9 protein-coding genes are annotated in these 20,776 nt (G+C 64.1%); 1 reads left to right on the top strand and 8 read right to left on the bottom strand.

Going from position 1 to position 20,776, the window contains the following annotated elements; all coding sequences use genetic code 11:
• Window positions 1-49 precede the first annotated feature (49 nt).
• The 7 genes from ABZS69_RS65825 to dpdE are packed head-to-tail and all read right to left on the bottom strand — an operon-like array spanning window position 50 to window position 17,330.
• Entirely contained in the window at window positions 50-1,864 is a 1,815-nt protein-coding gene (locus tag ABZS69_RS65825) for a hypothetical protein (RefSeq protein ID WP_355394997.1), read from the bottom strand.
• Window positions 1,861-6,813 (bottom strand): protein DpdJ, encoded by a 4,953-nt coding sequence (gene dpdJ / locus ABZS69_RS65820; RefSeq protein WP_355394994.1) that lies wholly within the window; start codon window positions 6,811-6,813, stop codon window positions 1,861-1,863. The genes ABZS69_RS65825 and dpdJ overlap by 4 nt, the downstream gene beginning before the upstream one ends.
• Window positions 6,813-7,502 (bottom strand): hypothetical protein, encoded by a 690-nt coding sequence (locus tag ABZS69_RS65815; RefSeq protein WP_355394991.1) that lies wholly within the window; start codon window positions 7,500-7,502, stop codon window positions 6,813-6,815. Before ABZS69_RS65815 ends, dpdJ begins: the two co-directional genes overlap by 1 nt.
• Window positions 7,499-10,549, bottom strand: coding sequence for a protein DpdH (gene dpdH / locus ABZS69_RS65810; protein ID WP_355394989.1), 3,051 nt, complete (start codon window positions 10,547-10,549; stop codon window positions 7,499-7,501). Before dpdH ends, ABZS69_RS65815 begins: the two co-directional genes overlap by 4 nt.
• Window positions 10,542-11,447, bottom strand: coding sequence for a protein DpdG (dpdG, locus tag ABZS69_RS65805; protein ID WP_355394987.1), 906 nt, complete (start codon window positions 11,445-11,447; stop codon window positions 10,542-10,544). Before dpdG ends, dpdH begins: the two co-directional genes overlap by 8 nt.
• On the bottom strand, window positions 11,447-14,026 hold the full coding sequence (gene dpdF / locus ABZS69_RS65800; protein ID WP_355394984.1) for a protein DpdF: 2,580 nt from the start codon (window positions 14,024-14,026) through the stop codon (window positions 11,447-11,449). Before dpdF ends, dpdG begins: the two co-directional genes overlap by 1 nt.
• Window positions 14,013-17,330 carry a protein DpdE gene (gene dpdE / locus ABZS69_RS65795; protein ID WP_355394981.1) on the bottom strand — a complete coding sequence of 1,106 codons (3,318 nt, stop codon included), beginning with the start codon at window positions 17,328-17,330 and terminating at the stop codon, window positions 14,013-14,015. The genes dpdF and dpdE overlap by 14 nt, the downstream gene beginning before the upstream one ends.
• A gap of 1,018 nt (window positions 17,331-18,348) precedes the next feature.
• Between dpdE and ABZS69_RS65790 the strand changes: the two genes are divergently transcribed.
• A complete protein-coding gene (locus ABZS69_RS65790; protein ID WP_355394978.1) occupies window positions 18,349-20,274 on the top strand; it encodes an IS481 family transposase in 1,926 nt (641 codons plus the stop codon).
• A gap of 42 nt (window positions 20,275-20,316) precedes the next feature.
• On the opposite strand, the gene ABZS69_RS65785 is transcribed toward ABZS69_RS65790, so the two are convergent.
• The coding region (locus tag ABZS69_RS65785) for a hypothetical protein (protein ID WP_355394975.1) at window positions 20,317-20,776 on the bottom strand (460 nt) is incomplete at its 5' end.

Genomic DNA, 20,776 nt, shown 5'->3' with positions numbered 1-20,776 from the left:
TGACCATCCAGACCCGCGACGGAGGTAGCCGCAGCTCCTCTGATAGACATCAACAATCCAGGTCAGACAGTCCCTGAGCGCGAGCTACACCCAACGGCTTTAGCGCTTCCTCCGTTCGTTTGAGGACAGCCTCGTCGAGCGAGTAGAGCAGCATGGTCAGGGAACGCTGATCCCGATGTAGTGTGACTCCCTCGCCTTGCTCGTCGGGCCAGTTGAGTTCCGTCCCCAACTCTGTGGACAACTGCCGAGCGAACGCTCGTTCCTCCGGCTTCAAGCGTCTCTGGTGTGCTGAGAGCGGTTGCAGCAACGCGATGGCCAGGCGGAGTCGCGCCTCTGGATCGGGGCATGCCGCCCGCACCAGCAGATCGGCGAGGTCGAGCGCTACGGTGGCCTTCTCCGGACCTACCCAGCGTTGAGTCTCCTCGCCCAGGTCATTGAGCAGCGTAGTGTAGTCGTCTCTGTCGGGCGCTCCCCGCAGCACGATCTCCGTGAGTGCCACGATTCCGGCGACGTCTGCAGGTGTGAACCGGTCGTTGATCAGCGCATTGCGCAGGAACTCCCGCGCGCTACGCCATGCCGGTTCCCGGTAGTCGTCGGCCTCAACGAAGGGACCTACCACCGACCAGATCTGGTCGGCTCGAACATCATCAAGACCGAGGAGGAAATCAGCGATCTCACTGTCGTGAACAACTGGTGGATCCCATACGGACCATGCGTCCCTGTCGCGCAACGCCTCCTTGGCATGATGATTACCGTCCGCGACCATGCGAATCAGGTCCCGCCAGGTGGTGATCGAGGCCGACTCGGCTCTATGGCGATCCGAAGGTGCCTCCGGAACCTCGCCGCTGGACTCAAGGAGACTTTCCACCGTATCGGCGAGGCCGCCGGCAACGGAGAACAGACGGTCGAAGAGCGCTCGGTTGCCCACCAGTTGGGACAGCGACGCCTGATCATGCCGGAGCAGGGCGTTGAGCACCCAGACCGACAAGGCTTCGGCACCCAAAGTGTGTGGCGTCCCGGCCAGGAGATCGGCAAGTGGCAGGTTCCGCGAGTGGTCGCAAACTACTGCCCATGCTTCGTCTGGATTTCCAGCGTCCCAGTGACGAACTGGATCCGCTGACCTGTATAATGCTGCGAGCAAAGCGTCCCTCAACCATTCGGGTGCACCGTCACCCACTACTCTGCGCAGCCCTGGCAAGTTGAGCAGGTCAGCGTCCCGCCCCTGCTGCACCAGTAATCTCGCACGGAGTCGGGCAAGATTGGCGTCGGTCAGGCCGCCGGACATGATAATCCTGTCCAGGCAACGTCCAGCATGGGTGATGTCGCCCGCGGCGAGCGCTACGTCGAAGTCCTCCAACAGGCGTGAGACCGAACGCTGAAGGGGCAAACTTGCTCTTGGACGCTGACGGATAGTCTTAAGCATAAGAATCAGCAGGTTCCAGGCCGTGGTGGCGGTCTTCTGGTCTTGTCCGCCTTGGATTTTGAACGTCAGGTTAGGTCCGACCAATTGGTGGATAGCCTGCTCAACAGGGTCGGCGGGATTTAGACTGCTCGGCCTGCCGTCGAAGTCGCTGAAGCTGTATCCAACGAATGCCCTGATCACCTCGGCTACTTGACGTGACTGCGCGGCGCTCCAGGTGATCGTATAGCTGATGATGGTGCCCTCTTCGCCAGGAACCCGCCGCGGCAGCACTATGGGGTACCGCTCGTGGCGGGGAATCCGCAACTCCTCCAGCAACGGGCCGAGGTGCTGGTCGGAAGCGGTGTCGACGCTGTTACCAATCGTGTTTTCTGAGCCGAAGAATCCTTGAAGGAACGCCAGTTCGGCGGGGGACCAGCCCTGCCCTTGAGAGGACGCGTTCATGCGTTCTCGATCTCCTTCCAGTTGCTGGTGAGCGTATGAGTTGCCGCCACTGCATCCACCCGGTAGAAGGTCGGGCCCCGATCGGCTTGTGAGTTCCGGACAACGGAGTTCATCGGCCCGGTCAGCAACCACTCCTGCCCACAGAAGGTGGTTCCGTACACGTCGGGGCTCGTATGCACCGTCAGGCGGGTGGGGTCGGCCAGTCGGCGCAGTCGCTCCAGGAACAAATTGTTGCGCTCATCTGGTCGAGTGATGATCCTTATCTGTGTCCCCATGCTGGCCAGTCTGCCTAGCGCCTCGGTCAGGGTGAGCACCTGCGGAGCTGCGTCGGGGAAGATGTCATCGAAGTCGCCGCTCTGATTGTCGAGCACTGGCCTATCATCGAGTACCGGGCACTCCAGCAGCAGCCGATCACTCGGTGAGATCAGTTCTGCGCAGATTACACCCCTGAGCAGGGCATCGAGGGCTTCCGTGTTTCCCGCAGTGACGTCCAACGATCGTTCCAGGGCTCCGGACGCCTCGTCTCCGGTTTGCCGATGTTCGATCCGTGCATGCATCTGCTGCCCGTTGTCGACGAGACTGCGTACTGTGCCGAAGGCTGGCAAGGTGCCAGCGTCGATGCGCAAGGCCAGCACTCTACGAATGGCGGCCGACATCTCGTTCCCGTTCTCGGTGGGAGCGACGAGCTGCACCACATGGGACGACGCGATGGCCTGCCGATAGCGCTCCTGCCAGCCTTCCTCGATGACGGAGATTTCGGGGTGCCCCTGGCTGAGTGCAGCGACAGTGAGCAACCGGTCAAGTACCGGCGGACCGGAGTACGGCTGGTAGTGGTCAAGCTTTTGCCTGCGGGCCTGGGGGCCGCGCGGCCAGAGCAAGCTGAAGACCTGGTCACTGGAGAGCGTCTGCTGAGCACCGGGCACCTTCAGCCTGTGCGATCCCACCGCGAAGGCCACGACCCTCGCCTCGACTTCGAAACCCAACCGCGCCTCCAGTTCTTTCCACGCTTTGCTGAGCCCAAGAGCGGTGTGATCGGTCGCTGGCGTCGACCCGGGCCGCAGCAGACGAGTGGACAGAGCGGCGACGGCGGCGTGCCGTGGCGGACCGGTTAGTTTTGACCAGGCCGTGCGCAGTTCGCGAAGTGCCTCCTGGGTTTCCCGGGAGGACGACCCGTGCCGGATGTCTTGGATCGCTGCGGCCGCGGCACCGTCGGAATTTTGGGCTACTTCCTCAAGCAGCGCCGTTACTGTTGCGTCTACATACTCGTGATCTGTGGGAGTGAGGGCGTTCGCAACCAAGCTCCAAAAACGTTGTGGGTCGTTGCTGTAGTACCGGGCCAACTGCTCGATCACGCCGAGCCCTCCGATAGAGGTTTCGCTCAGCCAAACCGTGGCCCCGCCAGCGGATCCGGGCACCACATCGGCAATAAGGTCGCGGTCCTGGGCGTCTGGGCAGGCTCTCTGCGCGGCCGCTAGGAGTGCCGCTGCCATGGTCTCGACGTACACGCGCTGGGCGAGCGCGCTGGTGCGGCCGCGGATGTCGGGTTCGATTAGCAACTCCCCGTGCTTGTCGAGGCGCGCCCTGACCCTGGGATCGCGGCTCAGTTCGGTCAGCGCGGATACCAGGCGCTCCGAGGCGCTGCTGGTGCCATTAAGCTCCGACTCCCGGTAGAGCACCCTCAACACGTCGTCCAGATCATCACCCCAGGCGCCGTTGGCCAGAGAGGCATGGATTTGCTCACCCGTCGATTCGCCGTCCAGTCCGCGCAGCGCGAACGCGGTTAGGTAGATCAGGCTCAGCCAGGTGCGCTGGAAGGAGTTGGCACGGTCGTCGAGTTCGGCATCCTCCATCAAGCTCGTGGTGAAGGCAAGACCGCGCCAGGACAGGCTGGCCAAATAGTGGCTCACCTCGGGATCGTCAGTGTCCAGCGGAGCGAGGTCGAAACGCACCCCGTCCACCGTAAGCGAGAAGCCGAGCGCGGCGGGACGCCCGCCGAAGATGTAACGCACGCGGCGGTTCTGCGTTCTCCCGTTCTTGAACGAGGTCTCGCACTGGGCACCCGTCGTCATCCGTCGAGCTTCCAACGGATTGCCAGTCGCATGTGTGGCGAAGTCCATGGCGAGGACCTTGTCGCGCCACTCCTCGGGCAGGTCGGCCTCGTTGAGGAATTCGGCCGGAAGGAACTGGCTGGCCCAGATAGGAAAGCCCTGAGCCGAGTCCTTGACCTCAGGGGGCGGTTCGGTCAGCTGGAGTGAGAAAGGTTGGACAACCTCGACGGGCGTACCGTCTTGCGACTGCCACTGCCCAAGGCTCGCCCGTTCCGGCGCAATGTCCGTGATGTCGATTGTGTCGCCCGCCTCGGGGAGGGGCAGCCACGTGCGGTGGTCGTCCCGGCGGTAGCCGTATCGGCGACTGACTCTGCCCGGCACGGCCTCCCGCAGGGCTGGCTCGATCGCAAGCGCCTCCACGTCTTCGTCCGGACCGAACGGGAGATGCATCACCACTTCCGGTACGTTCAGCGGCTGGAACAACGCACGTGTCACGAACTCGGGAAGCATGTCCTTGGGCTTGGCGCCCGGATCCCTGCTCACCGGCCACCAGTTGGACGCCAGCCTACGCACCGCCGTGGGGATCACGGCCAGCATCAGCGACCGCGGTTGATCCCAGAGCACCGCACGTACCTCCTCGGCGTCGATGTCCAACGCCTGCTGCAGATACGTTGCAAGTGAGTCCTGCAACCTAGGATCTGTGAGCACTCTGGTAAGAACATCCGTCAACGATTGCTGAACTGTCGGGATCTGGCGCGTGCGCTGTGCTGGGGCGGTCAGCAGGGTTCGCGGATCGGCGTCGCGGTGCTCGGCGGCAAGTTGGTCGCCGAGCCAGTCCAGGAGCGCGTGCGTAGCTTGGATCTTGAGGACGAACCGATTTCCGATCGGAAGGCTGCGGGCCTGAAGTTCCGGGTTGAGCAGCGAGTCATACGCCTGGTACGCCAGTCGGTCGCGCCCGTAGTCGGAGAGCGTGACGACCGACCAGGGCCGGGTCTCCCGATTGCGCCCTGCGCGGCCGCGGCGCTGGATGAACGCGGCGGCGTTGCGTGGAGACTTGTGCTGGAGGACGAACCCCACGGCGGGATCGTTAAAGCCGACCTCCAGGGATGCCGTGGCGACGATGAGATCGGCGTTCGAGTTGACGCCCGAGTCCTGAGACGAGGTCCGCGCGACGGTCAGCCAGCCTTCGTCTGCCGCCTTCGGCAGTGGTCGTCCGATGCGCTCTACTAGGTGCCATGCCTGGGCATCCCGGAAGCGCTCGTCCGCGTACGGCGCGGTGGAGGATCGGAGAGCGGCGAGGACTGGTTTGACCTGGCGCCGTTGCGCTCCGCCGCGATACTGGCCGCCCTCAGCGTCTCTGAGGTTGTCGTAGAAGCGATTGGTCACGTCCAGATCGTCGGTGAACAGAAAGCCTTTGGAGCCGTGCAGGTATTCGCTTCCGGGTAGATCCATGACTCGGCCGAACAACATGGCGGTCTGTATGGATGTCGACAGCAGGTCCGCTCCCGACACGGGATCGCCCCGCAAGGCGATGGCGTACTCGCGCCCTTCAGTCTCCAGTTCGTGGGCTCGCGGTTCGATGTATTCGACCGCGTTCTCATCGAGTCCGGTCAGCTGGGAGAAGAACCGGCCCGCGTCGCGCAGGGTAGCGCTTAATCCGACGAACGTCACCGGTGACATGGCCCGGTGCCGCCACCGCCGCATCATCAGGCCGACCTGGGCGCCGTGGATACCGCTGTAGGTGTGCACCTCGTCGAACAGTACGAGACGCGGCGCATTGTCGCCGGACCATCCGAGGAGCTTTCCCAGTTGCCGGTCCGTGGCATTGCGATTGAGCATTTCGGTGGTGGTGAATAGCAGGTCCGGCGGATTTTTCTGCAACGACTTCCGCGTGAGCACAATCACCGAATCATCAAGTTCGAGCCGGCATTGTGCACACCTAAGCAACTCGCGCCCCCGCCGCCGCTCGGCCTCTGGCCAGACCAACTCGCCGTTGCACTTTGGGCACGGCAGGTATGGGCAAACCACCGATTGGTCCTTGCGCATAGACCATGCTCTCGCGACATGCTTTTGATGCTTGAAGTCCGACTGCTGTGGCACATCTCCGTACAAGGCGCCGATGCGGAGGGTGCGGTGACCGCTGCGCCGTAGGACGTCGTTGACGGTGAGGGCAATACCGACGGCTTCTTTCATCTGGTCCCGCAGCAACTCCGTCCGCGGGTACAGCGCCATGGTTTGGACGCCCAAGCGGCTGCCACGCCCGGTCTGTTCAGCCATGTGGCAGAAGGCCGGCAGGTAGAAGGCCAAGGTCTTTCCGCTGCCGGTGCCGGCACCCACGATCACGCCACGGCTCCGGTCGCCGTCGGCGGCTTCGAAGATCTGGCGGGTCGCGATGAGTTGGAAACGCGCCAATCGACGATTCTGTATCTGGGCCGTGGCCACCCGTGATTGGAGGTCTCCCCATCTACGCAAGGAACTCAACTCCGACAGGACCGCGTCCGGTTCGATGTTGCGCTCCGGATAGCGCCGGGGAGAGGTCAGCAAGCGGTAGTCGGCGACAAGTCTCCTGCCTCGATGCCACCACCTCTCCGGCGGGTTCGTCACATCCCTAGGCGCGAAGAGTTGCCGTAGCCCGGCCGCCAGGCGAACGGTCTCGGCGAGCCTGGTCCGATAGGTACGCGGTGAAGTCCTCGGGATCTGCATCAGCAGTCCCTGGCTGATGAGCTCGCGCAGCACCTCCTGCGGATCCGCCTGTCCCTCCACATGACGCTCGATCACCTCGCATACCTCCTCGTCGGAGAGTTCGACCGAGGTGACGCCCCAGGACAACAGCGGGAGTTCGAGGTCTTCCAGGGAGTCGAGAATCGCGGAGACGAGGGCCTTGCTCGGCGCTTGCCCCATCAAATGTCCTTCCTGTGCAATTCGATTTGGTCGTCCAAGCGGGCCCGCCTGAGCAGCGCGATGTCCGCGTCTGTGAGGTCGGCCAGCGTCACGCGAGTTGCTTCGATCTTTTGGAACACGGCATCCAACTCCGGCTCCGGGTCGGGCAGTTGAGCAAGGGCCTCGCTGATGATGGTGCATGCCTGGTCGAAAAGCTGGATGTCTGAGATAGTCGGCTGCTTCCTTCGCGCCCAAGTCCGCAACTCGTCGAGTCTGCGGCGTTGGTCATTGCGCCTAGCGGCGGGAAGCAGGGCGAGTCTGCGAAGCGGCAATTCGGCCAGGCGGCTCTGGGCGAACTCCATCCAGGCGAATTCCAGTGCGGTCGTGATGGTGGATTTGGCACCGACAATCTTGTTCCGCGCGGCGGTGAACGCCTGATCGGCTGGGCGGCCACGTCTAACGTGGCCTCTGAACGCGGCTACTCCGTCGGCCGCTACGCTGAGGTCGATCAGTTCCTGCGTCCCTGCCAGTTGGTGAAGTTGGCGCGCGGCTTCGACCGCCTTTTCAAGGTCTCCCAGCGCAGGCTTCAGCAATTCGGCCTTCTTGGCGATGCGTTCGGCCTCGCGTTCGGCGTCTGTTCCCTGATCTAGTCGGACGGCTTCACGGCGCAGGGCGTCGGCCAGTTCGATAACAGGGACGGTCTGGCTCATGAGGCGTCCACTCCTGCGACGGCCGCCCAGCGCGCCAGCAGTTCGTCCAGTTCTCGGAGGGCACCGTCCCCGCTGTTGCTCTCCCTCATCCGTGCCTCCTCGAGTTTGTTGCTAAGCCACGTGTCGCTCCTGGACAGAAACTCCATCGCGAATCGGAGGTGCTCGCCCCTGTCCATGGCCGCGACGGTGACGAGTCTTCGTTGCCGGGTCCGATCACCGGATGAGGTCTGGGCCAGGCGCTCTAGGTCCTGTTCCAGTCGTTGAACGACAGGCCAGTCGCATTTGAGGGCACGCGCATTCATCTCCCGGATGGACTGGATGTCGTCTGGCGCGATTCCCACCCTCGCTGCCGACTCCAGAGCGGCACTTACGGATTCCACCATCTCGCGCCCGCGCACGCCCCTCGGCAGCAGCGAGCGGATGCTCTCCAGCAACTCGCGCAGAGAGGAGGCCTGTTCTTCCAGCAGACGGTTCCAGTTGGACAGCCCCTTGAGTGCGTTCTTTGCCCACCCGGGGACTCCCTCCTCTGGCATCTGCCAAGTCCAGCTATCAGCCGCGTCGCGCAAGTGATGCAGGATGCGGGCCGTGTCCAGCATCCTCACTTCGCCCCGGCCTTGGGCGATTCCGATGCCCTCACGAATACCGGCGACGAGGTGCGGTCGCGCGGCACTGTGAGTCTCCCACGCTTTCAGCCAGCCGGGAGTACGTACGTCCTGGTCTTTGCGGCTCCACTCAACGCCCGGATCGAGTGCCACGTCGAGCAGTTCGGCATCGGTCATTCCTGGGACCGCTCGACCTGCCAGCGCCGCACCAAACAACGAGCCTCTGAAGGCCACGGCAAGGTGATGGTCCTGCACCTCCCGCGCCGCGCATATGGCTTGCTGGAGCCGATCCTGGTGCCTTTCGGCTATCCCGTCGAGTCGGCGGATGTGGGCTGCGTTACCCTCGATGATCCCGGCTCTGGCCTTTAGGATCCCTTGGAAGAAGACGGCGTTCCGGTCCGTCCGCGTGAATCGGATGGCTGCATTCGTCACGTCCAGCGCTTCCCCAAGGGCGCCCTCGATGGAAACGACGGTTGATCTGTTCGGCCAAGCATTCCTTATCAGAGCGCTGGATGGTTCGGGCGCTAGCGGGTCCATCCACTGAGCGCGCCGAATCACGGCCTGGGATATCAAAGAACGCAACTCCCGTGCGGTCGCCTGTGGAAGTTCTGCCGTGCCGTTCGCCCACCGTTCGATTTCATCGAGGTGCTTGACCAGCGAGGCGGGTATTTTCTCGTTCGGTTGAGGTGGTGGGACCAGATTCGTGTTGCGGTCTGGTGACGTGTCTCGTCGCTCACGGTGAGGACCCCCAGAAGGGGATGTATCGGCGTCCTTCAGCGGTCTGATCCTGAAGGCGCTGTGCAGATTGGGGTGCAGATTGACCGCATGGTCGGGGGCCCCGCCCCAGAATTCCACGAAGGTGACACGACGGTCGGCGTCGGCCGGGTCCAGTTCAGTCAGTTCCTCGCGCACTGCCGCTAGCATGCGCTTTCCGTTCGTCCCGGGTGGGTATTCCTCACGGAACCGGACCTCTGGGAAGCTTCCGGAGCGGATTGCATCCGCATGCTCCACCAGGATGTTCCGTACGACCTCACCGACTACGGAGCGGGGGTTGAAGAGAAGGTTTCCGCTGTCGTCGTGCCTCGCCCTGCTGCGGATCATCCTTTCCAGGGCGTTCTCGTTGAACGGATAGAGGCCATGGCCCTTTGGGGAAACGCCGAAGCCTGCATGACACGGTTCACTGAAATGGCACTCGTCGCACTTGTTGGGCACCGCGCCTGTCCGGTCCCCCCTTTCCTCGAGAGCCTTTGCCCCGACGCGGACGGCGTTCAGGTACCTGCCGACGAAGGAGGCAGCGTCAGCCATGGCGTCGGGACCGCCGTCGAATTGCTGGTCCAGGTAGTAGGCATAAGGGGTGGTGGCCCTGATTCGGGTGACCACTGTGTCCACGAGGTCCCGGTAGGGGCCGGGGGTGATCGCCAGAAGCGTCCTGATGGGGGCGAGGACCTCGCCGCCATCTCGCACCCCCACCTCGATGATGGATTCGAGCAGGTCGCGCTGGATCCCTTGGATCAGCGCGAAGTCCTCGATCAGTAGGACGATCTCCTGTCGACGCCGGGCGAACTCCTTCCGGATCTCGATCATCGCGTTTTGAAGGCGTCCAACCCCCATGTTGGTGGCGTTCATCACAGCGACGTCCAGATGCCGGTTCAGCAGGTCCAGTGCCGCCTTCTGTAGTTCCGGCCTAGTCTGGATCAGCGTGCACAACCGCTTGGTGGCGACGGCGGCGTCGTCGATGTTGAGCAGGTTCAGCGGCAGATCCTCCTCGGTGAAGGAGAGTTGCCGTTCCGGTTTTCCGGCCCCTCGGTCCGCCCACAGATGCTCTGCCAATCGGGGGACGAGTCGGTCTGGGCGCAGCATGTGCTCGCGCAGGACGGGGTCGAGCAGGATGAGCTCAAGCTTGCCGGGACCGACCAGCAGACGCTCCGCTGGTATCCGGGCCTCGGCCTCAGTGAGCGCCTCCTGGAGGTAGTTCAGCAGGCGCTGTTTTAGGCCGCCGAGAGTGATCTCGGTCCCCATGCGCAGCACGTCAGACCGGAGCTTGTCGAACTCCGGCCCGTCCACCTCAGTAAGAAGTGCCTCCACGATCGACTTGAGACTCGTTCGAGCCTTTTCCAGATAGATGACGTGACGTCGCGGAGTGCTCTCGGTGCGTTCCTTCACCCAGCGCACGAGGTGGGACTTACCGCTTCCGGATCCACCGACGATAGGCATGAGAAGAACACCGTTGGCCATCGTCCTGGTCAGGAAGTCGTGACGTACGTTCTCTTCCCCCACCTCGCCGCCGTCGTATTCCCGGTCGACGTTGTCGGACGCTCGGCGACTGATCCGCAGGGGCGCGTGAGTGGCGAAGAACACCGCGGCCGACGGGCTCACCGCCTCGGTGCTGATGATGTTTCCCGCCTCCACTTTGTCCCAGCAGAGGTGTCCGACGAAATCACTCACCGTGGCTCCCGTGAACTTCGATTTCGGTTACGCGTTGTGCGCGGTCTACTCGGTCGGGATCAACCAGCACCACGTCGCGCTGCGAATCCTGGCGCCGGATCAGGCTGATCCAGCCTTCGTCATGTCCCCTGAGCAGAGCGAGTGACAGGACCGTGGACACCTTCTTCGGGTCGTCGGTCGATATGCCCAACTGTCTGGCGTACTGGCCTTCAGGCAACACCGGCAGTTCCGCAGACAAGTGGGCGACGAACTCCTCGGCTTCGAGCAGCGCTTCCGCAGGCCAGAGCCGTTCGACCGTCGCCTGGACCGCTGTGGTGCAGTCTGGGATCAGCGTGCGTGCCGCGTCGTCGCCAAGCACCGAATGCTGGCCGGCGAACCCCAGAGCCGGAGCCCAGTAGGAGAAGAGATTCCATCGGGTGCTGTTGGAGAAGACGAGACCTGAGGCCCAATTCACCGACGACTGCAAGGGCTGGACCTCGGTCCAGCCAAGCGGTGGACCTAGTGGATCCTGTGCGAGGAACCAGACCAACGCCCTGGTCAGATCAAGCGCGCCCCGGTCGGTCTGACCCAGAAGCCCATCATTGTGCTTGGCCGCCAAACAAGCGATGCGCAGCCGGTCCAGGTACGTGCGCAGGGCGGCTCCCGCCAGTTCCTGATGCTCTGCGGACAGTCCGATCTCGTCACTAGACTTCTCTAGTATTCCCAGGTCTTGAAGGGTGTCGAGGGCGCGGCGGGCAGGAGGCTTCTCCTTGGAGTCTTCTTTCGTTCGGAAGACCGATGTCGGGCTGAGCAGCAGCAACAACTCGTCGACCTGGTATCGAGCGGTGGGCGTGGAGAACATCCGTATGGCCGCCCACATCGCGGTGGGCAGCGATGCACTCACATTGATCAGTGTCATCAGAATTCTCCCAGGGCGACGCGGATCGAGACGGCAGCTCGGCCGCTCCAGAGACGGTGATCTTCGAAGTCATCCCGCACGTTCTGTGTCGTGGGCCGCAGGACATAGGTGATCTCGCCGCCACGCACACGGTCAGAGATCACACTGTTGAGTGGTCCCGGCGCCTCGGCGATCCATACAACCGGGATGCTGGAGTAGGTCGTCAGATCCTCGTCGTCGTCCACTATGACCGGAGCCGGATAAGCGTCCGCCTGAACCTCCGTCAACAGCGCACGGTCGGCTCCCGGGCCGCCGAGCACGGGCATCCCGCGTCGGACGAGGTGTCCCAGCAACTCTGGTAGCAGATCCCGGCGCTCCTGATCCCCATTCCACTGGATGCGCAGTCCGCTGGAACTTCCGCGCAGCCGGGTGAGGGGGTCGGTCGTGGCAGGCCATGGGTGGACCGCGGGAATCGGATCATAACCGCTGCGCATCAACCCGTTCCTCGGCGAGTGCTGCGCCATCCGGCAATAGGGGCACCCTCGACAATTCACCACCGTGCCAAGCAGACCACCACTCCAGCGGGTGCGATAGGCGTCGGCCAGGGTGTCACCAACACAGCGGGCAGGACTTAAGACCTGATGCATGTTCGTGAGAGCTTTCTCCTGTGCCGCGGTGATCTCGCGGCGCTGTGCGGAGACCGCGGACGCCCACCGCTCGGAATCGTTCGTTCCGCCGTCCATCACGAGCACGTTTAGGCGAGCGGCTGCGGAGCTGAGGAAGAGTTCCATGTGCACCTCCCATTCCGCCTGGGATTCGTGCTCCTCAGGTTTCGGAGGCTCCACCGCCTGAATGATGATCAGCTTGGCTAGCTTCATCAGATTGAGCGTCCGCACGTTCCACTGCCGTCCCTGCTGGCTGGCGTCCATCAGATGCGGTGGAAACAGATCGAGATCGATGGTGACTTTCCTGTCGGGACCGGTGTGGGCGTTGCGGTACATGTGCTGCCAGCGATCCCACCCCTTGTCCACTCCGATGATGGTCTGGGTGTTCATCTGCTGGGCGATACGAAAGTCCTTCGGGCCGAGCACCAAGTAGGAGATGGAGGCTTGTCCGGCGCGTCCGCCGCGCCCGACCTCCTGGTAGTAGCGATCTATGGTCTCCGGGAGGCAGGCGTGCACCACGCTGCGCACGTCGGGGAGGTCCACGCCGAGTCCGAAAGCCGACGTTCCGACCACGATGTCGAAGCGGGAACCGCCCGGGGCAGAGTCGGTCCGCCATCCGTCGACCACCGCTTGGCGCTGGGCCTCGCTCGAGTCGCCTGTCACCTCCGCCACCCGATGGATCCCGGCTTCGCGCAGCAACCGGATCCAGTTCCGCACGTCGTCGATGCGACTGGCGTACAGCGCCAGCGGCCTCGGCAGCAGGCTCGCAGCCTGCAGCACCGCTTCAGCCCGCTCCTCTTCCGACGGCAACCGGCGAACGTAATAGCTGGGTTCCTTACGCAGCGCCGCCGCCCAGACCAGGGCGGTGTCCTGCTCTGATGTTCCGAACAGATCGCAGACCGTGCGGATTTGGCGTTCGGTTAGCGTCGCGCTCATCGCGACGGTGATCGGCTGCTTACCCTGCGGGGCCTTGGCCATCCAGGCCATGCGGTGGGCCGCCATGGTTTGAAATTCCGGCCGGAACTCGGTGCCCCACTGCTCGATCAGATGCGCCTCGTCGATGACCAGGTAACGAAGGTGACCGTTCACGGCGGCGTCCATGAGAGCTCCGCTCAGCCCGGTGACCAAGGCTTCGGGAGAGGTGAACACTAACTTCTGCGACCCCTCCCTGATCCCACGCCGGATCTCCCGCTTGGTGTCCTCGGGCAGGCTGCCGGTATAGGCGAAGCAGCCACTCGGTGGCAGCTTGATCTTTGCCTCTCCGGCCAACTGCCTGGCGCGGCGTTCCATGTCGAGGGCTAGCACGACCGTGGGCACCACCACTACGGAGACTGCACGGCTCTCGGCGGACGCCATGATGATCGGGGCCAGCACCACATCCGTCTTGCCCTGGCCCGTCGGCACGGAAATAATCGTGGTGCTTCCCGGCGGGGCAAGCGCCACGGTTCGAGCGGCCTGCCTCTGGCCGGGTGAAAGGTAGTGCCCGTGACCGAGGGCCGCGGTCCAGAAGGGATCTGCCAGGCGGGTCTCCCGCGCACCGCACCTGTCCCTCCGATAGACCTGCCGGAGGTCGGCGCGGGCGAGTTCCGGCTTCTCGTCAGGACCGATGGAGGGATGCCACGGGGACGCGGAGACGGAGTAGGTGCCGTGGCCCGGTACGGCGACACACCCTAGTTCGCTCCACTGGGCACTGGTGGGCATTATCACGGACCTGGGCACCACCAGCGGCGGCTGTACGCCGCGGACTGCCTCCGCCTCGAGGAGGATCTGCCGTACTAGAGCGGCGAGGTCTCGCCACCCCGCGCCGCCGCTCCGCAGTCCCCGCAGCGCATCCCGTAGGCGCAGGCAGGTTCCTGAGGCGGGGATCGCCGCGAGCTTCTCCGCCGACGTCGCGCGGAGCAGGCGCTGCGCACAGGCCCAGTCATCGGGAGCCATCGGCTGTCTCCTTGTAGGCACCTATCATGAGAACGGTCACCGAGACTGGGGAGACCTTGGGCTCAGTGAGACCCTTGACGAGGGCTTCGGCGATCTTTACGTCCATCAGCAGGCTCTCGGTGTCGTTGACCAGCCGACCGGCGGCCTGCCTGGCCTCGGCCTGGGATCGAGCGCTCGCGATGGCCCGCACGCCTTGGTGCTGTGCCTTGCGGCAGCATTCGACGAGGTCAGTGACCCGTTTCAACTCGCTCTGGGCTCGCTGTTGGAGAACCCGTAGATCCAGGGCGAACTGTCCGCGTCCACCGTAAATATCATGTAACGCTCCAATTCGGTCGGAGTTCAGGTTCAGGTCCCCATTGTGCGGGTCGTACGGCTTCTCGAGCAGCGCCAGCAGTCGCGGATCCGTGACCGCTCGGCCATTGGCGGCCAACCACACGTGGCGGAGGAAGGGCGCGAGGATTCGGTCCGCCTGACGACGAAGCGCCAGTTCGGCGTCCCCGCTCCCACCGGTCATGGCGATGACCTCGGTCACGTCGGCCTCGACCAGGTAGTCGAAGCGAACGTAGACCTGCGGCTCGGCTGATCCGAGCATGGCTCTGCGGAAGAAGGCGGACGCCTGCCCCCGGTCATCGATGACGGCTGCCTGAGCGAGCAGATCGACGAAGGGCTGACCGATGCGGAATAGCCGCGTTCCTGGACGTCGGAGCATCGCGGTGCGGCTGAACAACCCCCGCATTTGCGCCGACTCGATGAGGTGCCCAGACAGGGCGAACATTCGCGGAGGCATCAACGGGGGCTTGACCCCTCGTTCGAACTCGACGACCGGGTGGAAACTCGACCCCGTCCGGCGTACCACGAACCCGAGCCCGCCATGGGCCGCGCCGACGTAGCCGGTCAGCGCGACTTCGAAATCCCGCCACTCTTTCGATTCGAACGCGTTGATCGCTGCTGCGATGTCTCGCAGGTCTGCCGGAGACTCATGGATGGACTCCAGCATGTCCATCGCGTCAATCTCCTTCCGCTCCTGCCTCAGCAGATCGACGATCTTCTCGTGAGCTGCGAGCAGCCCCTCGGGTCCGTCCTCGGCCGCCGACTGCCACAGCCACGGCAGTATTCTGTCGATAGCGTCCTGAAGCGCCGAGACCGACTCTCTGAAGATGCCGAATCCCTCGTCGAGCAGCGTGAGCCAGGCGTCACCGAACCCGAGGTCGCTATCGACCCCCGAGACGATGTACTGTTGCGCCGGTTCGGCGGAAGCCTGGCTGTAACGATCCACCCTGCCGACCACCTGTTCGAGCCGGTTGGGCGATGAGGGCAGCCGGCAGTGGATCACCACGTCGGCCTGCTGGAGGTTCAGACCTGCCTCCGCGGTGGCGTCCACGACGAGGACGCCACCCTCTTCCAGCCAGGTCCTCACCGCCTGCTCAGACATCTCCGGACCGGCTCGTCGCGAGTGCTCCAGCACCTGCAGGTCGACTCCCTCGCTGGCCAGCGCACCACACAACTCCGCGCAGAGGTTGCCGGGACCGCTGAACACAACAGCGTGACGAGCACTATTGAGCGCGGGGACGATGGCCTCGGCCAACTGGAGGCTTCCGCTGGCGGAACCGGCGAACGCGCCGGACAACTCGTCAAGGAGATGGCGCTCGACCGGATGAACGGGCGGTGTGGCGAGGGCTGTGCGTTCGTGGCCAGTCAGGCAGGCACGGTTGGCGGCACTGAGATCGCTTCCTACGCGCCAGCGCAACGCGTCGGCGAAGTCAGTGACGCTGCCGCCGGCGCGAGAGGCTAGAACAGCGAGGGCACGACCGAGATCCGCGAATGTCCCAGTCTCAGGGTGGTCGAGCAGCCACGCGGAGGTCTCCGACTGCCAGTCGAGTAGAGCGCCCTTGAGCGCTTGCTGCTGGGGGGAGTCCAGCGGGATGAGTTTAGGCCGCTGTCGGCCGCTCACCTCGAACGGCGCGATCTCGGGGTCGTCAAACCGGGCGAGCACCTTGGCCCGGCGATGCCTGATCATCCGCCGGTGCAGCCGGTACGTCTCGCTGATGTGCGCACGAAGTGTTTCGACGGCGGATTCCAAATTCGGCCTGCCGACGCTCTCGCGCAACTCGCCGTCGATGGTGAGAAACCCCCGGACTTCGTCGGCCAACTCCCCGAGCCTGACGTCGTTCGGAGCCAAGGCCAAGATGTCATCGATCACTGCGGGCAGAAGGACCTCGAATCCTTCCTCGGAGGTAAGGGCGTACAGGTGGTTGGCGAGTTCCTTGCGCTGCTCGAACCGTGCGCGGAACGCCTCCCGCTCCTCCCACTTGTAGAGGTCCTTATCCAGCAGATGGAGCAGCCCGAGATGGGTGTTCAGTCGGCGGGTTGCCGGGGTCGCGGAGAGCAGGAGAAGCTTGGGGCAGGACTGTGCAAGCGCGCAGACCTCCCGGTAGGGGGAGGACTCTGGATCCCCCACCTCGACGAGCTGGTCCGCCTCGTCGATGACCACTAGATCGAACTCGTGATAGTCCTCCCAGCGCTCTGCATGCTCGTGGGCAGAAATCTTGATCACTGCATCGGGAAACTCGTCGATATGGAACTTGCTGATCAACTCCTGGAGCCACTGCCGCCGCAGTACGTCTGGGGCGATGACCACGATCCGGCTCCTCGGGTTGTCCAGCAGTGACTGCCGGATGACGAAGCCGGCTTCGACGGTCTTACCGAGCCCCACTTCGTCCGCGAGGAGATACCGCTGCACCGGATCCGAGAGCACAGTGAGGGCGGCCTTAACCTGGTGCGGATGGATTTCCACGGCGGAGGACAGGAGGGCGGTGGTGCTGGCACAGGCGCCGCGCTGGTCAATCAGACTCTTCAGCAGCGGCAACCGAGCGTCCCGGTAGTATGGAGTCTCGTTTGCCCCGGCCAGTAGTGTCTCTACAGGGTCCTCGGCTGGCCGGTCCCAGCGCACACGAATCTCTCGTTCGGCGACAATGACGTCGCTTTTCGTGTTGGGTGGTCGCACGTAATAGCGGTCGCCGTCGTTGCCAACAACTCTGCCCGCGCGCCAGTTCCCTACGTCGAGGTCCTGCCAGAAGACTCGGGTTTCCCGTTCGAGCACCACCGCCTTGCACGCTTGCTGATCGACCCACTTGGAAGCGTGTGCCGGTGCGGCCGCGGAATCGAAGTAGTCGACCCTCACCCGTGGGCTCTCGACCTTGCCGACACGTCCGATGCCAAGTTGGTTAGGCAGGGTCACCAGACTGCCTACGTCCAACTTCCCATCTACTCCGCGCATAGCAAGCCCCTTAGGCAGCCTGTCCATAGGTGTGAGTATCGCAACCTTGAAACAATCAGAAAAGTCGTGGATTGAAGTCCCCCAACGTACAGCACCCTTCCGGAAAAATCACATGACCACTGATTTATGGTCAATCTAGCCATAAGTGCGCTTAAACCTCAAAGTGCTCGACTAGGGACATCTTGGCGGGGGTGGTGGCGTTGGGAACCTGAGTGGCTTGACCGGGAGGCCCTGCTTCGATAGCTTTGTTTCGTCATAATTGGGTGCTTTGTGTCTCTCGAAAGGCGTATCGAGGCGCCGCCTTTCTGGTACCTGTGCAATTGACGCTCTTTGTGTCGGTATTGCCTGTGGTCGAATGCCGAATCGAATTTGGGTTGGCTGGGGCCTGACTTTTGGCGTGTGAAGCAACAGTCATCCTGCGTAGCTTGATGTGACTATCCGTACTGGGTTTTGGACAAAAATTTCTACTGGACGGAAGTTTTCGGACGGGCTTTTTCGCTGACGGTGTAGGCGCGTTGTCGGCGATCACCCTAGAGGTCGCAGGTGCCGGGATTGGCATCCTCGACCGACTGGAGAGGTGGGAGACGCTGTTGCGGGACGGGGCAGTCATCGTGACCGCAGTGCCGTCCCCAACACGAAGCGCGTCTTCGCTATACCTGGTCACTCCCAGCGCGGTGAGAGCGTGGCGTGGCTCGTCGATCGCCCCCGACCAACTACGTTGGCCGACCACGATATGGCGATCGTGAGGCGGGATGAGTACGGCGCCGTGATTCCGGATTGGAGACAGACGGCTGGTGGCCTGCTGCGTGACGGCAATGCCGTGGTCAACTAACCGATTCCCGGTGATCTTCCGTCGGGCTCTGGCAATCTCGCTGCTAAATTCATGGGGCGCGGAGGCGGTGCGTGCCCGGACCGGCCGAAGAGCCGCAGTCGGGCGCGCAGACCGATCACCGCGCCCCGGCGGGCCGCGCAGCGGGCCGCCCTTGAAGTCGTAGGGAAAAGTCTCATCCGGCTGATCGATCATGCCGATGTCCTGTCCCGGGACATGCTTGACACGTCGATCCCAAGACATGGGCGACAGGTGCTGTTTTCGGTCAGTCTGTCGTGCGTCGTTGCGGCGTCGCGCGTCGGGAGGCCGGGATTGGCCCTGGTGGATATGTCTGTTGTTGAGCAGCGGTATCGGGCTGTGCTGGCGGTGCTGGCCGGCGCTTCGGTGACCGAGGTCGCGCGGGAGGTGGGGGTGGCGCGGCAGACGTTGTCGGGCTGGGTGTCGCGTTATCGGGAGTCGGGTCTGGGCGGGCTGGTGGATCGTTCGCGGCGACCGCATTCGTCTCCGTCACAGATGGCTGCGGAGGTGGAGGTGCTGGTGTGTGAGTTGCGGCGGCAGCATCCGCGGTGGGGTCCGGTCCGGTTGGCGCATGAGGCTGGGCGGCGTGGGATCGATCCGCCGCCGTCGCGGATGGGGGTGTATCGGGCGCTGGTCCGTCATGGGCTGATCGAGCCGGGTGCGGGGCGGCGTAAGCGGGTCTTTCGCCGTTGGCAGCGTGAAGCGCCGATGGAGTTATGGCAGATGGACATCGTCGGCGGGGTGCTGCTGGCCGACGGTCGTGAGGTCAAGGTGGTGACCGGCGTCGACGACCACTCGCGGTATTGCGTGATCGCCAAAGCGGTGCTGCGGGCCACCGGCCGGGCTGTCTGCCTGGCCTTTGTGGAGGCGCTGCGAGCGTTCGGGGCGCCCGGTGAGGTGCTGACCGATAACGGCAAGCAGTTCACCGCGCGGTTCGGGCATGGCGGTGAGGTGCTGTTCGACCGGATCTGCCGGGACAACGCCATCGTGCACCGGCTCACCCAGCCGCGTTCACCGACCACGACCGGGAAGGTGGAGCGCTTTCATCAGAGCATGCGCCGCGAGCTGCTGGATGACGCCGGCCCGTTCGAGGACCTGGCCGCGTTCCAGGCCGCGTTGGACGCCTGGGTGGCCCATTACAACACCGCCAGACCGCACCAGAGCCTGGACATGGCCGTTCCTGCTGACCGGTTCACGCCCGTGGACGCAGCCGAGCGGGAGCTGCTGCCGCTGCGCCTGCCGACGATCCTGACCGCCCAACCGGACCCGGCACCTGCCGCGGACGATGCAGCCGCAGACGCCGCTGCTCCGTTGTCGAAGCGGCAGAAGAGCAGCAACGAGGACACGCAAGTGGCCGCGCGTCCGACGACACCGGGAGCGTCCTGGTCGGGCGGGCCTATCGAGTTCGACCGGGTGGTGCCGGCCAGCGGCAACCTGGGCGTGGCCGGCAAGCAGTTCTGGCTCGGCCCGGCTCGCGCCGGGCAGGTGATCACCTTCTGGGCGGACGTGAACGTGATCCACCTGCTGGTCGGCGGAGCGCGGCTCAAAAGTCTGCGCTCACACCTGTCGACCAACGACCTGGCCCGTCTGTTCGCCGATGGTGGCCGCCCGGCAGGGCCGTCACCACTGCCGCAGGCCGAGAACGACGCCGTGGTGGAGGTGGAGCGGACGGTCAACAAGTACGGCATGGTCAGCCTGGCCGGCCGCTACCTGCTGGCCGCCGAGATCCTGGGCGGACGTCGGGTCACCATCCGGATCGAGGAGAAGACCCTGATGTTCCTCGACCCCGACACCCGCCAGTTGCTACGCACCCGCCCGAACCCGCTGATCTGGGCCAAGCGCCTGATGCTGCGGGGCGCCCGCCCGGCCGGGCCGCCGCCTGTCCCGGAGCGGTCGCCGATCACGGTGCAGCGCCGCGCGAATTCCTTCGGCGTGATCATGGTCACCCGGCAGACTGTCTCCCTGGGCCGGCTGTATGCCGGCCGCGTCGTCACCGTGCACGTCAGCGACACCACTCTGACCATCGATCTGGACGAGGGGCCGCGTACCGTGCACCGCACCACTGACCTTCCGGTCCGCAACGTCAAAGCGCATCGGCCCTACAAGGTCGACCATGTTTCCTAGATCACCTGTCGCCTATGTCGTGGGACAGAAACGTCAGGCATCTCATGGGACTAGACATGATCGATCATGCCGATGATCGATCATGCCGCACAGGTCGCGTCCCGGATGCGGTGTAAATAGATCACGAGCGTAAGTTCCGTACTGAACCGCCAAGTTCTGCACGAAAGAGGTCCCACGCTCGTGACCCGTCGAGTATCGCCTATCCAGACCATCCGTGCCGAGATCGACGCCCTGTTCACCTCCGATCGTGATCTGGTCGAGGACGTCGCCCGGCTCGGTGCCCGCCTGATCATCCAGACCGCCGTCGAAGCCGAGGTGGACGCGTTCCTCGGCCGCGCCCGCTACCAGCGCACCACCACCGCCTCCGTCGCCGGCAACAGCGGCGATGCGGAAGAGACAGTGGTGCGGCCCGACCACCGTCAAGACCACCAGCGGCCCGATCACCGTGGCCCGGCCCAAGCTGCGCGGCACCACCGAGAAGTTCGCCTCCCGCCTGTTCGGC

Origin of the sequence: Nonomuraea sp. NPDC005650 (assembly GCF_040605375.1) — a bacterium.
Taxonomy (GTDB): Bacteria; Actinomycetota; Actinomycetes; order Streptosporangiales; family Streptosporangiaceae; genus Nonomuraea.
Note: the sequence above shows the minus strand (reverse complement) of the source record. Positions and strands in the feature narration are given on the sequence as shown.

Excerpts from the sequence above, each read along its gene's own strand:
- ABZS69_RS65825 (WP_355394997.1), bottom strand. The coding sequence starts at position 1,864 with ATGAACGCGTCCTCTCAAGGGCAGGGCTGGTCCCCCGCCGAACTGGCG.
- dpdJ (WP_355394994.1), bottom strand. The coding sequence starts at position 6,813 with ATGGGGCAAGCGCCGAGCAAGGCCCTCGTCTCCGCGATTCTCGACTCC.
- ABZS69_RS65815 (WP_355394991.1), bottom strand. The coding sequence starts at position 7,502 with ATGAGCCAGACCGTCCCTGTTATCGAACTGGCCGACGCCCTGCGCCGT.
- dpdG (WP_355394987.1), bottom strand. The coding sequence starts at position 11,447 with ATGACACTGATCAATGTGAGTGCATCGCTGCCCACCGCGATGTGGGCG.
- dpdF (WP_355394984.1), bottom strand. The coding sequence starts at position 14,026 with ATGGCTCCCGATGACTGGGCCTGTGCGCAGCGCCTGCTCCGCGCGACG.
- dpdE (WP_355394981.1), bottom strand. The coding sequence starts at position 17,330 with ATGGACAGGCTGCCTAAGGGGCTTGCTATGCGCGGAGTAGATGGGAAG.
- ABZS69_RS65790 (WP_355394978.1), top strand. The coding sequence starts at position 18,349 with ATGCTTGACACGTCGATCCCAAGACATGGGCGACAGGTGCTGTTTTCG.